Raw genomic sequence first — 14,575 nt, forward strand, 5'->3', positions numbered from 1 at the left:
TCAGCAGCCAGATCGCCGAGATGCAGGCCGCCACCAGCCGCGCGGTGGAGGCGATCCGCGGCATCGGCAGCACGGTGGAACGGACCAACGGCATCGCCACCGCCATTGCCGCCGCGGTGGAGGAGCAGGGGGCGGCGACGCAGGAGATCGCGCGTGCCGCCGCGCAGGTGGCGGAGGCCACCGGCACCGTCAGCTCCCGCATCGGGAGCGTGCGGATGGCGGCGGCGGAGACCGGCGGCTCGGCCGGGCATGTGCTGGAGGCGGCGCGCGAGCTGTCCGGCCAGGCCAGCGCCCTGCGCAGCCGCTCCGACAGCTTCCTGCAGGCGGTGCGGGCCTGAGCGGGGCGGGGCGCGCGCGGGGAGGCGGGTGCAAAACAGTTGCGCCGCCCCGCGCGCCGGCGCTAAGCCAGCCCGCTTTTTCGCCCGCGAACGATTGCAGGGCACCGATTTCAGGGGGATGGACACCATGGGCTACCGGGTCGCGGTCGTCGGCGCCACCGGCAATGTGGGGCGCGAGATCCTCAAGACCCTCGCGGAGCGGGACTTCCCCGTCAGCGAGGTCATCGCCCTCGCCTCGGGCCGCTCGGCGGGCCAGGAGGTGTCCTTCGGCGAGAAGGGCGTGCTGAAGGTGCAGAACCTGGAGAAGTTCGACTTCGCCGGCACCGATATCGCCCTGTTCTCGCCCGGCGCCTCGGTCTCCGCCATCCATGCGCCGCGCGCGGCGGCGGCGGGCTGCGTGGTGATCGACAACACCAGCCAGTTCCGCATGGACCACGACGTGCCGCTGGTGGTGCCGGAGGTGAACCCGCAGGCGCTGAAGGGCTTCCGCCGGCGCAACATCATCGCCAATCCCAACTGCTCCACCATCCAGATGGTGGTGGCGCTGAAGCCGCTGCACGAGATCGCCACGGTGCGGCGCGTGGTCGTCGCCACCTACCAGTCGGTCTCCGGCGCGGGGAAGGAGGCGATGGACGAGCTGTTCACCCAGACCCGCGGCGTCTTCGTCAACGACGCGGCCACGCCCGAGGTGTTCACCAAGCCCATCGCCTTCAACTGCATCCCGCACATCGACAAGTTCATGGATGACGGGGCCACCAAGGAGGAGTGGAAGATGGCGGTCGAGACCCGCAAGATCCTCGACCCCGACATCCAGGTGGTGGCCACCTGCGTGCGCGTGCCGGCCTTCATCGGCCATGGCGAGGCGGTGCATGTGGAGTTCGAGCGGCCGATCACGGTAAACCAGGCCTGGGCGGCGCTGCGCGAGGCGCCGGGCATCACCGTGCTCGACCACCGCGAGGATGGCGGCTACGCCACCCAGGTGGAGATCGCGGGCGAGGACCCGGTCTTCGTCTCCCGCCTGCGCGCCGACCCCACCGTGCCGAACGGCCTCGCCTTCTGGTGCGTGGCCGACAATCTGCGAAAGGGCGCGGCGCTGAACGCCGTGCAGATCGCCGAGGAGCTGGTGCGCCAGGGCCTGCTGGAGAAGCAGGCGGCCTGAGGCGCCGCCCCCGCCGGGCGCATCACGCGAAAGTATGGGATTGCGGCGGCACGGCCACGTTGCCGCCGCATCTTTGTCCGGCATCCGGGCGGAACCTCCAGGTGTTGTTCAAGCCAGGAGGATTCATCATGCGGAAGACCCTGATGCGCGTCGGGCTGGCGGCCGGGCTGGTGCTCGGTCTGGCGGCCTGCACCGACCCCTACAGCCCGGGCCAGCGCGCCCTGGGCGCTGGCGCGCTGGGCGCCGGCGCCGGCGCGGGCATCGGCTCGCTGAGCGGCAATGCCGGCACCGGCGCGCTGATCGGGGGCGCCTTGGGGGCCGTGGGCGGCGCGGTGACCACGCCGGAGCGGCCGGTCGACCCCTATTACGACCGCCGCCCGCCCCGCGGCGGCTATTACGGCTACTGACCCTGCCGCGGCGGCTCCCCGCGGGAGCCGCCGGACCTTTTCCGCCCTTCCGCCACCCGCACCGGGCACCGAGTCGGACAAAGACGACCGTGGCTATCCGGCGTGGCTTGCCCAGCCCCGTCATGGCCGGGCATCGCGGATGAAAAGGCGAAAACGTTAACCCGCAATTTTACCGCACCGTGGCATGGGCGGGGTGGGCGCGTTGACGCTGCATGGCAGCGCACCATAAAAGGTTCCACCGCTTCCCCCCGGCCGCTTGCCCAGGCCGGGCCGGGAGCGTTTCAGAATAGGCGGAGCGGGATCGGTCCATGGCCAGTACGAAAGACGCGCGCGAGGCGACCATGGTGGGGCGCCGCACGGACGGGACGCCGGTGAGGCGCCCCCTGTCCCCGCACCTGCAGGTCTATGACATGATGCAGATCACCAGCGGCCTGTCGATCGCGAACCGCGCGACCGGCATCGCCTGGACGGTCGGCCTGCTCTTCCTGGTGTGGTGGCTGGTGGCGGCTGCGGCCGGCCCGCGGGCCTTCGCCACGGCGCAGTGGTTCTTCTCCTCCTTCCTCGGCATCCTCATCCTGTTCGGCATGACGGCCGTGGCGTGGTTCCACACCCTGGGCGGCGTGCGCCACCTGATGTGGGACGCCGGCTATGGCTACGACCTGCCGACCACCTACCGCACCGGCCGGGCCGTGCTGATCGGCACCGCGGTGCTGACGGTGCTGACCTGGTTCATCGTCATCATCGCCTGGGGCTGAGGAGCGGCACATGAGCGACACCCCGACCCGCGTTCCCCTGCAGTCGCCGCTCGGCCGCGTCCGTGGCCTCGGCTCCGCCAAGCAGGGCTCGCACCACTGGTGGATCCAGCGCGTCAGCTCGATGGCGCTGCTGCCGCTGATGCTGTGGTTCATCCTCTCGGTCGCCACCATGGGCGGCAAGGAATACGCCGAGGTTGTGGCGTGGATCGCCCACCCGCTGAACGCCACGCTGCTGCTGCTGTCCATCGGCCTCGCCTTCCAGCACGCCGCCTCGGGCATGCAGGTGGTGATCGAGGACTACACGCGCAGCGAGATGGTGCGCATGGCGGTGATCCTGGCGGTGAAGGCCGCCTGCGCGCTGTTCGGCGTGCTGGCCGCCGTGGCCGTGCTGAAGATCGCGATCTGAACCAGCGGTGGGGGGTGGCAAGGCGCCACTCCCGCCCATCTTCACGCTGAGTGCTTTCTGGAAAGGCGGCGGCTCCCTGTGCCCGCTGCGCAAGTGACGGACGGATCGGGACGATGAACGCGATCACCATGCCCTCCTCGGGCGCCTACCGCGTGGTGGACCACACCTACGACGTCGTCGTCGTGGGCGCCGGTGGTGCCGGGCTGCGCGCCACCTTCGGGATGGGTGCGGCGGGGCTGAAAACCGCCTGCATCACCAAGGTCTTCCCGACCCGCAGCCACACCGTGGCGGCGCAGGGCGGAGTCGGCGCGGCCCTCGGCAACATGGGCGAGGATGACTGGCGCTGGCACATGTACGACACCGTCAAGGGGTCGGACTGGCTGGGCGACCAGGACGCCATCGAGTACATGTGCCGCGAGGCGGTGCCGGCCATCATCGAGCTGGAGCACTTCGGCGTGCCCTTCAGCCGCACCGAGGATGGCCGCATCTACCAGCGCCCCTTCGGCGGGCACATGCAGAACTACGGCAAGACCCCGGCCATGCGCGCCTGCGCCGCGGCCGACCGCACGGGCCATGCCATCCTGCACACGCTCTACCAGCAGTCGCTGAAGCACCAGTGCGAGTTCTTCATCGAGTATTTCGCGCTCGACCTGATCATGGAGGACGGCGCCTGCCGCGGCGTCATGGCCTGGAACCTGGAGGATGGCAGCCTCCACCGCTTCCGTGCCCAGACCGTGGTGCTGGCCACCGGCGGCTATGGCCGCGCCTACTTCTCCTGCACCTCCGCCCACACCTGCACGGGCGATGGCGGCGGCATGGTGCTGCGCGCCGGCCTGCCGCTGCAGGACAATGAGTTCGTCCAGTTCCACCCCACCGGCATCTACGGCTCGGGCTGCCTCGTCACCGAGGGTGCCCGCGGCGAGGGCGGCTACCTGACCAACTCCGAGGGCGAGCGTTTCATGGAGCGCTACGCGCCGACGGCGAAGGACCTCGCCTCGCGCGACGTCGTCAGCCGCGCCATGTCGATGGAGATCCGCGAGGGGCGGGGCGTCGGCCCGCACAAGGACCACATCCACCTGCATCTCGAGCATCTCGGCGCCGACCTGCTGCATGAGCGGCTGCCCGGCATCTCCGAGACGGCGAAGATCTTCGCCGGCGTGGACGTGACGAAGGAGCCGATCCCGATGCTCCCGACCGTCCACTACAACATGGGCGGCATCCCGACGAACATCCACTGCGAGGTGCTGGCGGCGACCGGCACCGACCAGGACCGGGTGGTGCCTGGCCTGATGGCGGTGGGCGAGGCGGCCTCCGTCTCGGTGCATGGCGCCAACCGCCTCGGCACCAACTCGCTGCTCGACCTCGTGGTGTTCGGCCGCGCCGCCGCGCTGCGCGCCGCCGAGACGATCAAGCCCGGTGCCACCCAGGCGCCGCTGCCGCCCAAGGCCGGCGAGGCCGCGCTGGACCGGCTGGACCGCGTCCGCCACGCCAAGGGCGGCACCTCGGTGGCCGATCTGCGCCTGCAGATGCAGCGCACCATGCAGACCCATGCCGCCGTCTTCCGCACCTCCGATCTGCTGAAGGAAGGCGTGGAGAAGATGGAGAAGGTGGCCGCCGGCTATTCGGACATCCGCATCGCCGACCGCAGCCTGATCTGGAACAGCGACCTGGTCGAGGCGCTGGAGCTGGACAACCTGATCGGCAACGCGCTGACCACCGTGGTCGGCGCCGAGGCGCGGCATGAGAGCCGTGGTGCCCATGCGCATGAGGATTATCCGGAGCGCGACGACGCGAACTGGATGAAGCACACCCTTGCCCGCATGGACGACAAGTACAAGATCAGCCTCGACTACCGTGACGTGAAGATGCGGACCCTCACCAACGAGGTCCAGGTCTTCCCGCCCAAGCCGCGCGTTTACTGAGGGAAGGAGCGGGACTCATGGCCACCTTCACGCTGCCCAAGAATTCCACCATCGGCACCGGCAAGACCTACAAGGCCGAGGCCGGCGCCAAGAACGTCAAGGCGTTCAAGATCTACCGGTTCGACCCCGACACGGGGGAGAACCCGCGCTACGACACCTACGAGATCGATCTCGACAAGTGCGGCCCCATGGTCCTGGACGCGCTGATCAAGATCAAGAATGAGGTGGACACCACGCTGACCTTCCGGCGCTCCTGCCGCGAGGGCATCTGCGGCTCCTGCTCGATGAACATCGACGGGATGAACACGCTGGCCTGCCTGAAGCCGATCGAGGATGTGAAGAAGGACGTGCGCATCACGCCGCTTCCGCACATGCCGGTGGTGAAGGACCTGGTGCCGGACCTGACGCATATCTACGCGCAGCTGCGCTCCATCGAGCCCTGGCTGAAGTCCGACACGCCGCCGCCGCCGGATGAGGAGCGCCGCCAGTCGAAGGACGAGCGCGCCAAGCTCGACGGGCTGTGGGAGTGCATCCTGTGCTTCTGCTGCTCCACGGCCTGCCCCTCCTACTGGTGGAATGGCGACCGCTATCTCGGCCCGGCCGTGCTGCTGCAGGCCTATCGCTGGATCGCGGATTCGCGCGACGACCACACGGGCGAGCGCCTCGACGACCTCGAGGACCCGTTCCGCCTGTATCGCTGCCACACCATCATGAACTGCGCCGCGACCTGCCCGAAGGGGCTGAACCCGGCCCAGGCCATCGGCAAGATCAAGCAGATGATGGTCGAGCGCCAGGGCTGACGCCCTTCACCGGAACTGTCCGGAACAAGACAAAGGCCCGGGGGAAGGAATTCCCCCGGGCCTTTTCGATTCCGATTCGCCCTCAGGACTGGGCCTGGAAATTCGGCCCGATCCCGGGCTCCGGCGCGTCCTGCAGGAGGGACTGCGCGGCTTTGTGATTGACCACCGTGGTCACCCGTCCCGGCTCGGTCGAGGCCACCGCCGAGATCGGCAGGTATTTGTGCTGACCATCCGTGGAATCGTTGCGCGTCAGCTTGATGAAGTCGCCCTCCAGATGGTCGACGGTGCCGAGATGGTTGCCACAGGAGCCGACGATTTCAGCCTGTTCCGTGATCGTGGACTTGTCGATCATTGGGCGTCGCTCCGTTCTGTTGTTTCGTCTGATTTGTAAACGCAGCCATGCAGGCAGGGGATGCGCCGCCGGAACATGACGCTGCTTTCATCACTTCACGAAATCTAAAAAACCCACCCTTTCCGTAGGTTGTGGAACGTTGTGAAAGTGCGGTTGCCGGTTTCGGCCACCCAGGCTATGCCGCATTGCGATGGATGGCCCCTTAAAGCCGGGCGGTGCCGCAAGCCCCCCGTCCCCCGCTGAAGGTCCTCTGCCGGCCTACCGTGCGAAGGTGGCGGCGGGGGAGCTCCGCGCCGACCCCGCCCAGGCGCTCGCCGCCGAGACGTTGCAGGATCTGTGGCGCCGCACCCGCGGCTACGAGCCGCGGCAGGAGCAGCCCACGGCCGAGGGCGGCGGCTTCATGAGCCGCTTCTTCCGCCGCAAGCCGGTGGAGGAGGCGCCGGGCAACGCGCCGCAGGGCCTCTACCTCGTGGGCGAGGTGGGGCGCGGCAAGTCCATGCTGATGGACCTGTTCTTCCTCTGCGCCGACGTGCCGCGGAAGAAGCGCATCCACTTCCACCAGTTCATGCAGCAGTCGCACCAGCGCATCCATGCCTGGAAGAAGCAGCATGGCGACGCGGCGGACCCGATCCCGCCGCTGGCCGACCAGATCCTCGCCGAGGCCTCGCTGCTCTGCTTCGACGAGTTCCAGGTGCACGACATCGCCGACGCGATGATCCTGGGACGGCTGTTCGAGGCGCTGTTCGCGCGCGGCACCGTCATCGTTGCCACCAGCAACACGGCGCCGGACGATCTGTTCAAGGGCCGCCCCGGGCGGGACGCCTTCCTGCCCTTCATCGCGCTGATCAACAGGAACGTGGCGGTGCTGCACCTGCAATCGGCGCAGGATTACCGGCGTGACCGCATCCAGGGCCTGCCGACCTGGCACGCGCCGGCCGATGGCCGGGCGGAGCGGGCGCTGGATGCCGCCTTCCGGGAGCTGACCGGCAAGCCGCATGGCGCCCCGGAGGTAATCTCGGTGCTCGGCCGGCGGGTCGAGATCCCGCAGGCGGCGGGCGGCGTGGCGCGGGCGGATTTCGATGCGCTCTGCGGCAAGCCGCTGGGGCCGGCCGACTACCTGGCCATCTCCACCCACTACCACACGCTGGTGCTGGACGGCGTGCCGCGGCTGGGGCCGGACAATTTCGACAAGGCCCGCCGCTTCATCACCCTCATCGACACGCTCTACGAGCACCGCTGCAAGCTGGTGGCCTCGGCCGCCGCCCTGCCGGACCAGCTCTACGAGCAGGGCGAGAACGCGGCGATGTTCCAGCGCACCGCGTCGCGCCTGATGGAAATGCAAAGCCACGACTATCTGGGCCTGCCGCACCTCACCTGAGGAGCGGGGCCGCCACCGGAAAGGAGTTGCCATGCGACTGATCCCGCTCTGCCTGCTCGGCCTCCTGGCCGCCTCCATCGCCCCCGGCATGATCTCTGGCGCGGAAGCCGCGCCGAATCGCGGCGAGGGGCGCACCGTCTCCGCCAAATCCGCCAAGGCGGGCAGCGTCCTCCGCACGGCAGCCCGGCCGGCCGCGCAGCCGCAGCGCAGCGCGGTCCGCCCGGCTGCCGCCAAGGGCACCCAGCTGCTGCGCCGCCCCGCCATGCAGCCGCAGCGCACCGCCGTGCGGCCGGCCGCCCGCCCGCCGGCCGGCGGCGCGCGCCTCACCTCCTGGCAGGCCGGCCTGCCGCTGGCCTCCGGCACCCAGCGCGAGTGCCCGGTGGGCACCCTGGCCACCCTGGCCCGCGGCCATGATGACGTGATCCGCTGCATGCCGCTTTGAGCGGCAATCCTCCGGCCCCTGGCGTTCCGATTGTCCTGAAACGGCACCAGCCCGCCTTGCCCATGCGGGTGGGGCGGAGTAGGTAGCCGCTGCAAGATTTCCCTGATCTCGCCCATCGACGAACGCCTCGGGAAGGAGCCTCCTATGGCCCGTAAGAAGATTGCGCTGGTCGGCGCCGGCAATATTGGCGGCACGCTCGCTCACCTGATCGGCCTCAAGGAACTGGGCGATGTCGTCCTGTTCGACGTGTTCGCCGGCGTGGCCGCCGGCAAGGCGCTGGACATCATGCAGTCCGGCCCGGTCGACGGGTTCGACAGCAAGATGGTCGGCGCCGCCGACTACGCCGCCATCGAGGGCGCCGACGTGGTGATCGTCACCGCCGGCTTCCCCCGCCTGCCGGGCATGACGCGCGACGACCTGCTGACCAAGAACGCCGAGGTCATCACCAAGGTCGCCGAGGGCATCAAGACCTATGCCCCGAACGCCTTCGTCATCTGCATCACCAACCCGCTCGACGTGATGGTGTGGGTGCTGCAGCAGAAGTCCGGCCTGCCGCCCGAGAAGGTCGTCGGCATGGCCGGCGTGCTGGATTCCGCGCGCTTCCGCCTGTTCCTGGCCGAGGAGTTCGGCGTCTCGGTCGAGGACGTGACGGCCTTCGTGCTGGGCGGCCATGGCGACACCATGGTGCCGCTGACCCGCTACTCCACCGTCGCCGGCATCCCGGTGCCGGACCTGGTGAAGATGGGCTGGACCACCCAGGACAAGATCGACGCCATCGTGACCCGCACCGCCAATGGCGGCGGCGAGATCGTCAAGCTGCTGGAGAAGGGCTCGGCCTTCTATGCCCCGGCGGCCTCGGCCATCGCCATGGCGGAGAGCTACCTGAAGGACAAGAAGCGCGTCCTGCCCTGCGCCGTGCTGCTGAACGGCGAGTACGGCATGAACGACTTCTATGTCGGCGTGCCCGTCGTCATCGGCGACAAGGGCGTGGAGAAGATCGTCGAGGTCCAGTTCACCGACGCCGAGAAGGCCGCCTTCGACAAATCCTGCGACGCGGTGAAGAAGCTCATCGCGGACTTCAAGAAGCTCGGCGTCTGAGCCTCCCGCGGCCGGGGCGGTCGCCCCGGCCGCTCCCCATCCGGCCGCGCCCCGGCCGTCCAGCCCAGCAAAGGGTGAGCGGATGAATATTCACGAATATCAGGGCAAAGAGCTGCTGCGCCGCTACGGCGTCGCGGTGCTCGACGGCCATGTGGCCTGGACCGCCGAGGAGGCGGCCGAGGCGGCAAGCAAGCTGCCCGGCCCCGTCTATGTGGTGAAGAGCCAGATCCATGCCGGCGGGCGTGGCGCCGGCCGCTTCGCCGAGGACCCGAACGGCAAGGGCGGCGTCCGCGTCGTCAAGTCGGTCGAGGATGTCCGCGCGGCGGCCGAGGCGATGATCGGCAAGACCCTCGTCACCAAGCAGACCGGCCCGGCCGGCAAGCTGGTGAGCCGTGTCTATGTCGAGGATGGCTGCGACATCAAGCGCGAGCTGTACCTCTCGCTGCTGGTGGACCGTGACACCTCCCGCATCGTCATCATGGCGTCCACCGAGGGCGGCATGGAGATCGAGGAGGTGGCCGAGCACCACCCCGAGAAGATCCTGAAGGCGGTCATCGACCCGGCCTCGGGCGTCTCCGGCTTCCACTGCCGCAAGCTGGCCTTCGGGCTGGGCCTCGAGGGCAAGCAGGTCGCCTCCTTCACCAAGTTCGTCACGGCCATGTACCAGGCCTTCGTCGAGCTGGACTGCGCCATCGTCGAGATCAACCCGCTGGTCGTCACCGGCGCGGGCGAGATCGTGGCGCTGGACGCCAAGGTGTCCTTCGACGACAACGCGCTGTTCCGCCACAAGGACCTCGAGTCCCTGCGCGACGACAGCGAGATGGACCCGAAGGAGCTGGACGCGGTCAAGAACGACCTGAACTATGTGGCGCTCGACGGCGAGATCGGCTGCATGGTGAACGGCGCGGGCCTGGCGATGTCCACCATGGACATCATCAAGCTCTACGGCTCCAGCCCGGCGAACTTCCTCGACGTCGGCGGCACGGCGACGGCCGAGCGCGTGACCGAGGCGTTCCGGATCATCACCTCCGACAGCAACGTCAAGGCGATCCTGGTCAACATCTTCGGCGGCATCGCCAAGTGCGACATGATCGCGACCGGCGTGGTGCAGGCGGCCAAGAACCTGACCCTTTCGGTGCCGCTGGTGGTGCGTCTGGAAGGCACCAATGTGGAGCTCGGCAAGAAGATCCTGGCCGAGAGCGGCCTGAAGATCATCCCGGCCGACAACCTGGCCGACGCCGCCGAGAAGGTGGTCGCCGCCGTGAAGGGAGCCAAGTAAGATGGCCATCCTCGTCGACGCGAACACCAAGGTGATGACCCAGGGCTTCACCGGGAGCCAGGGCACCTTCCACGCCGAGCAGGGCATCGCCTACGGCTCGAACTATGTGGGCGGCGTGACCCCGGGCAAGGGCGGCCAGACGCATCTCGGCCTGCCGGTGTTCAACACCGTGGCGGAATGCGTGGAGGCCACCGGCGCCAACGCCTCCGTCATCTATGTGCCGCCGCCGTTTGCCGCCGACTCCATCCTGGAGGCGATCGACGCCGAGGTGCCGCTCATCATCTGCATCACCGAGGGCATCCCGGTGCTGGACATGGTGAAGGTGAAGCGGGCGCTTTCCGGCTCCAGGTCCCGCCTGATCGGGCCGAACTGCCCGGGCGTGATCACGCCGGACGCCTGCAAGATCGGCATCATGCCGGGCCACATCCACAAGCGCGGCTCTGTCGGCATCGTGTCCCGCTCGGGCACGCTGACCTATGAGGCGGTGGCGCAGACCACGGCGGCCGGCCTCGGCCAGTCCACCTGCGTCGGCATCGGCGGCGACCCGGTGAAGGGCACCGACTTCACCGAGGTGCTGGAGATGTTCCTGGCCGACCCCGAGACGCAGTCGATCATCATGATCGGCGAGATCGGCGGCCAGTCGGAGATCCAGGCGGCCGAGTTCCTGGGGCGCGAGAACAAGCCGGGCTCCAAGAACTACAAGCCCGTGGTCGGCTTCATCGCCGGTGCGACCGCCCCTCCGGGCCGCCGCATGGGCCATGCCGGCGCCGTCATCTCCGGCGGCAAGGACACGGCCGAGGCCAAGATGAACGCCATGCGCGAGGCCGGCATCCATGTCGCCGAGAGCCCGGCGGCGCTGGGTTCGACCATGGTGAAGGCGCTGCGCGGCTGATGCCCGACCCGTCGTGGCAAGGCGAGCAAGGCCAACCGGGCGGGTCTGTCATGCAGGCCCGTCAGTGCTGGCTGCCATGCCGCGACTTTAACCTCTATGTTAATCAGCGCCGTCCCTATATCGGGGACGGCGCTGCGTTTTGTGACGCCCGGTAGTGAACGGATGCCGCCGCGCCCGACGAGGTGCGGGCGAGGAGGAGATGATGGCCGGTATCGATATCCTGGCAAGCGCGATGACGGGGGCGAACGCCACCTTCCTCGCCGACCTGTATGCGCGCTGGGTGGAGAATCCGGACAGCGTGGACGCCTCGTTCCAGGAGCTGTTCGCGGCGCTGAACGACGATGCGCGCGCCGTTCTGCACGACGCCACCGGCGCTTCCTGGTCGCCCCGCCCGCGCGGCGGCTTCGCGCCCGAGCCCGAGGCCCCGAAGGCCGACCCGAAGAAGGCCGCCAAGCCCGCCCCCGCCGTGGCGGCCGACCCCGCGGCCTCGCGCCAGCAGGTGCTGGATTCGATCCGCGTCCTGATGCTGATCCGCGCCTACCGCGTGCGCGGCCATCTGGAGGCGCAGCTCGACCCGCTCGGCCTGCAGCAGGCCAAGCCGCACCCGGAGCTGGACCCCAAGACCTACGGCTTCACCGACGCCGACATGGACCGGCCGATCTTCATCGACCGCGTTCTCGGCAAGGAGACGGCCTCGCTGCGCGAGATCGTGCAGATCCTGCGCGCGACCTATTGCGGGCCGATCGGCGTCGAGTTCATGCACATCCAGGACCCGGAGCAGAAATCCTGGATCCAGCAGCGCATCGAGGGCGCGCCCTGGACGCGCGCCTTCGACAATGACGGCCGCCGCGCCATCCTGCAGCAGCTGACCGAGGCCGAGGGCTTCGAGGCCTTCTGTGCCCGCAAGTATGTCGGCACCAAGCGCTTCGGGCTGGAGGGCGGCGAGGTCACCATCCCGGCGCTGCAGGCCATCATCGAGACCGCGGCGGGGCAGGGCGTCAACGAGATCGCCATCGGCATGCCGCATCGCGGCCGGCTGAACACGCTGGTCAATGTGGTGAAGAAGCCCTTCACCCAGGTCTTCTCCGAGTTCAAGGGCACGCCGGCGCACCCCGACGACGTGCAGGGCTCGGGCGACGTGAAGTACCACCTCGGCACCTCGACCGATGTCGAGATCAACGGCCGCCAGGTGCACCTCTCGCTGCAGCCCAACCCCTCGCATCTCGAGGCGGTGGACCCGGTGGTGGTGGGCAAGGTGCGCGCGCGCCAGGACATGGCGGGCGACACCCGCACCCGCCGCTCCGTCATGGGCATCCTGCTGCATGGCGACGCCGCCTTTGCCGGCCAGGGCCTGGTCTATGAGACGCTGGCGATGAGCCAGCTCATCGGCTACCGCACCGGCGGCACCGTGCATGTGGTGGTGAACAACCAGATCGGCTTCACCACCGTGCCGCTGCACGCCTATTCGGGCCTGTATTGCACGGATGTCGCCAAGTCGATCCAGGCGCCGATCCTGCACGTCAATGGCGACCAGCCGGAGGCGGTGGTGTTCTGCGCCCGCCTCGCCGCCGAGTACCGCATGCAGTTCGGCGCGGACATCGTGCTGGACATCGTCTGCTACCGCCGCCACGGCCACAACGAGACGGACGAGCCGGCCTTCACCCAGCCGACCATGTATGGCCGGATCAAGGAGATGAAGACGACCCGCACGAAGTACGCCGAGGCGCTCGCCGCCTCCGGCGCCGTGCCGGCCGAGGACGGCAAGGCGATGCTCGACGCCTTCTACGCCCGGCTGGAGGAGGCCTACCAGGCCGCCCAGACCTTCAAGCCGAACAAGGCGGACTGGCTGGAGGGCCACTGGGCCGGCCTCAAGGCCGCCGGCTCGGATGACGAGGACAAGGAGGACGGCACCGCCGTCGACCTCGCCACGCTGCGCGAGGTGGGCGGCGCCCTCTCCCGCGTGCCGGAGGGCTTCAACGCCAACTCCAAGATCGTCCGCCAGCTCGAGGCCAAGAAGAACGCCATCGAGACGGGCGAGGGGATCGACTGGGCGACCGGCGAGGCGCTGGCCTTCGGCACCCTGCTGCTGGAGGGCCACCGCGTCCGCCTCTCGGGCGAGGACGTGCAGCGCGGCACCTTCTCCCACCGCCATTGCGTGCTGATCGACCAGCAGAGCCAGGCGGAGTACATGCCGCTGAACAACATCCGCGACGGACAGGCGCGGATGGAGGCCTTCAACTCGCTGCTCTCCGAGATGGGCGTGCTGGGCTTCGACTACGGCTACACCCTGGCGGACCCGCAGACCCTGGTGCTGTGGGAGGCGCAGTTCGGCGACTTCGCCAATGGCGCGCAGGTCATCATCGACCAGTTCATCGCCAGCGCCGAGACCAAGTGGCTGCGCATGTCTGGCCTCGTGATGCTGCTGCCGCACGGCTATGAGGGGCAGGGGCCGGAGCACTCCTCCGCCCGCCTCGAGCGCTACCTGCAGCTCTGCGCCGAGCGCAACATGGCGGTGTGCAACTTCACCACGCCGGCCAACTACTTCCACGCCCTGCGCCGGCAGCTGAAGCGCAACTACCGCAAGCCGCTGGTGGTGATGACGCCGAAGTCCCTGCTGCGCCACAAGCTGGCGATCAGCAGCCTCTCGGAGTTCGCGCCCGGCTCCACCTTCCGCACCGTGATCCCGGAGGTAGACGCCATCGCCCCCGCCGAGCAGGTGAAGCGCGTCGTGCTCTGCACCGGCAAGGTCTATTACGACCTGCTGCAGGAGCGCCGCGACAAGGGCGTGCAGGACGTGGCCATCGTGCGGGTGGAGCAGATCCATCCCTTCCCGCGCGTCAGCCTCGCCAAGGCGCTCGCCGAGTACAAGAATGCCGAGGTGGTCTGGTGCCAGGAGGAGCCCGAGAACATGGGCGCCTGGACCTTCGTCGACCGGCGCATCGAAAAGGTGCTGAAGGACCTCGATATCAAGGCCAAGCGGCCCGACTATGTGGGCCGCGCCGAGGCGGCGAGCCCGGCCACCGGCCTGGCCAAGGTCCATCAGCAACAGCAGGAGGCCCTGGTGCGCGAAGCGCTGGGCCTCGACTGACCCATTCCTGAGCATCGCACCGGCAAGAAGGCGACGGCAGAATGACCGAAATTGTGGTGCCCACACTGGGCGAGAGCGTGTCCACCGCGACGGTGGCCAAGTGGATGAAGAAGGCCGGTGACGCGGTTGCGGCCGACGAGCCGCTGGTGGAGCTGGAGACCGACAAGGTCACGGTGGAGGTCAACGCGCCCTCCGCCGGCGTGCTGGAGTCGATCACCGCCGATGAGGGCGCCGAGGTCGAGCCGGGCGCCGTGCTCGG

General features: G+C 68.9%; 14 protein-coding genes and 1 pseudogene. 14 read left to right on the forward strand and 1 reads right to left on the reverse strand.

Going from position 1 to position 14,575, the window contains the following annotated elements:
• The 7 genes and pseudogenes from ACZJYS_RS16415 to ACZJYS_RS16445 form a co-directional block, all read left to right on the forward strand.
• Positions 1-338, forward strand: a pseudogene (locus ACZJYS_RS16415) (methyl-accepting chemotaxis protein); the annotation flags it as partial.
• A gap of 127 nt (positions 339-465) precedes the next feature.
• A complete protein-coding gene (locus tag ACZJYS_RS16420; protein WP_109516417.1) occupies positions 466-1,497 on the forward strand; it encodes an aspartate-semialdehyde dehydrogenase in 1,032 nt (343 codons plus the stop codon).
• A 128-nt stretch (positions 1,498-1,625) separates the two neighbouring features.
• On the forward strand, positions 1,626-1,904 hold the full coding sequence (locus ACZJYS_RS16425) for a YMGG-like glycine zipper-containing protein (RefSeq protein WP_379633083.1): 279 nt from the start codon (positions 1,626-1,628) through the stop codon (positions 1,902-1,904).
• A 308-nt stretch (positions 1,905-2,212) separates the two neighbouring features.
• Positions 2,213-2,659: a succinate dehydrogenase, cytochrome b556 subunit gene (gene sdhC / locus ACZJYS_RS16430; protein ID WP_109516312.1), complete on the forward strand. Its 447-nt coding sequence runs from the start codon at positions 2,213-2,215 to the stop codon at positions 2,657-2,659.
• A 10-nt stretch (positions 2,660-2,669) separates the two neighbouring features.
• A complete protein-coding gene (sdhD, locus tag ACZJYS_RS16435; protein ID WP_379633087.1) occupies positions 2,670-3,065 on the forward strand; it encodes a succinate dehydrogenase, hydrophobic membrane anchor protein in 396 nt (131 codons plus the stop codon).
• 113 nt (positions 3,066-3,178) lie between these two features.
• Positions 3,179-4,987: a succinate dehydrogenase flavoprotein subunit gene (gene sdhA, locus ACZJYS_RS16440; protein WP_109516310.1), complete on the forward strand. Its 1,809-nt coding sequence runs from the start codon at positions 3,179-3,181 to the stop codon at positions 4,985-4,987.
• A 17-nt stretch (positions 4,988-5,004) separates the two neighbouring features.
• Positions 5,005-5,787 carry a succinate dehydrogenase iron-sulfur subunit gene (locus ACZJYS_RS16445; protein WP_109516309.1) on the forward strand — a complete coding sequence of 261 codons (783 nt, stop codon included), beginning with the start codon at positions 5,005-5,007 and terminating at the stop codon, positions 5,785-5,787.
• 82 nt (positions 5,788-5,869) lie between these two features.
• On the opposite strand, the gene ACZJYS_RS16450 is transcribed toward ACZJYS_RS16445, so the two are convergent.
• Positions 5,870-6,139 carry a DUF2171 domain-containing protein gene (locus tag ACZJYS_RS16450; protein WP_109516308.1) on the reverse strand — a complete coding sequence of 90 codons (270 nt, stop codon included), beginning with the start codon at positions 6,137-6,139 and terminating at the stop codon, positions 5,870-5,872.
• Positions 6,140-6,329: 190 nt separating this feature from the next.
• Between ACZJYS_RS16450 and zapE the strand changes: the two genes are divergently transcribed.
• The 7 genes from zapE to ACZJYS_RS16485 form a co-directional block, all read left to right on the forward strand.
• The gene (gene zapE, locus ACZJYS_RS16455) at positions 6,330-7,517 is read left to right on the forward strand and encodes a cell division protein ZapE (protein ID WP_109516307.1); all 1,188 of its coding nucleotides are present in this window, start codon (positions 6,330-6,332) and stop codon (positions 7,515-7,517) included.
• Positions 7,518-7,548: 31 nt separating this feature from the next.
• Positions 7,549-7,959 (forward strand): hypothetical protein, encoded by a 411-nt coding sequence (locus ACZJYS_RS16460; protein WP_109516306.1) that lies wholly within the window; start codon positions 7,549-7,551, stop codon positions 7,957-7,959.
• 144 nt (positions 7,960-8,103) lie between these two features.
• Entirely contained in the window at positions 8,104-9,057 is a 954-nt protein-coding gene (mdh, locus tag ACZJYS_RS16465; protein ID WP_109516305.1) for a malate dehydrogenase, read from the forward strand.
• Positions 9,058-9,139: 82 nt separating this feature from the next.
• Entirely contained in the window at positions 9,140-10,336 is a 1,197-nt protein-coding gene (gene sucC, locus ACZJYS_RS16470; RefSeq protein WP_493179631.1) for an ADP-forming succinate--CoA ligase subunit beta, read from the forward strand.
• A gap of 1 nt (position 10,337) precedes the next feature.
• Positions 10,338-11,228, forward strand: coding sequence for a succinate--CoA ligase subunit alpha (sucD, locus tag ACZJYS_RS16475; RefSeq protein WP_109516303.1), 891 nt, complete (start codon positions 10,338-10,340; stop codon positions 11,226-11,228).
• A 202-nt stretch (positions 11,229-11,430) separates the two neighbouring features.
• Positions 11,431-14,316: a 2-oxoglutarate dehydrogenase E1 component gene (locus ACZJYS_RS16480; RefSeq protein ID WP_493179632.1), complete on the forward strand. Its 2,886-nt coding sequence runs from the start codon at positions 11,431-11,433 to the stop codon at positions 14,314-14,316.
• 41 nt (positions 14,317-14,357) lie between these two features.
• Positions 14,358-14,575: biotin/lipoyl-containing protein (locus ACZJYS_RS16485; protein WP_493179633.1), on the forward strand; the 218-nt coding region annotated here is incomplete at its 3' end.

This window comes from Roseomonas sp. TS2, from assembly GCF_058833935.1.

Excerpts from the sequence above, each read along its gene's own strand:
- ACZJYS_RS16425 (WP_379633083.1), top strand. The coding sequence starts at position 1,626 with ATGCGGAAGACCCTGATGCGCGTCGGGCTGGCGGCCGGGCTGGTGCTC.
- sdhA (WP_109516310.1), top strand. The coding sequence starts at position 3,179 with ATGAACGCGATCACCATGCCCTCCTCGGGCGCCTACCGCGTGGTGGAC.
- ACZJYS_RS16480 (WP_493179632.1), top strand. The coding sequence starts at position 11,431 with ATGGCCGGTATCGATATCCTGGCAAGCGCGATGACGGGGGCGAACGCC.
- ACZJYS_RS16460 (WP_109516306.1), top strand. The coding sequence starts at position 7,549 with ATGCGACTGATCCCGCTCTGCCTGCTCGGCCTCCTGGCCGCCTCCATC.
- ACZJYS_RS16450 (WP_109516308.1), bottom strand. The coding sequence starts at position 6,139 with ATGATCGACAAGTCCACGATCACGGAACAGGCTGAAATCGTCGGCTCC.
- ACZJYS_RS16445 (WP_109516309.1), top strand. The coding sequence starts at position 5,005 with ATGGCCACCTTCACGCTGCCCAAGAATTCCACCATCGGCACCGGCAAG.
- sdhC (WP_109516312.1), top strand. The coding sequence starts at position 2,213 with ATGGCCAGTACGAAAGACGCGCGCGAGGCGACCATGGTGGGGCGCCGC.
- sucC (WP_493179631.1), top strand. The coding sequence starts at position 9,140 with ATGAATATTCACGAATATCAGGGCAAAGAGCTGCTGCGCCGCTACGGC.
- mdh (WP_109516305.1), top strand. The coding sequence starts at position 8,104 with ATGGCCCGTAAGAAGATTGCGCTGGTCGGCGCCGGCAATATTGGCGGC.
- zapE (WP_109516307.1), top strand. The coding sequence starts at position 6,330 with ATGGATGGCCCCTTAAAGCCGGGCGGTGCCGCAAGCCCCCCGTCCCCC.
- ACZJYS_RS16420 (WP_109516417.1), top strand. The coding sequence starts at position 466 with ATGGGCTACCGGGTCGCGGTCGTCGGCGCCACCGGCAATGTGGGGCGC.
- sucD (WP_109516303.1), top strand. The coding sequence starts at position 10,338 with ATGGCCATCCTCGTCGACGCGAACACCAAGGTGATGACCCAGGGCTTC.
- sdhD (WP_379633087.1), top strand. The coding sequence starts at position 2,670 with ATGAGCGACACCCCGACCCGCGTTCCCCTGCAGTCGCCGCTCGGCCGC.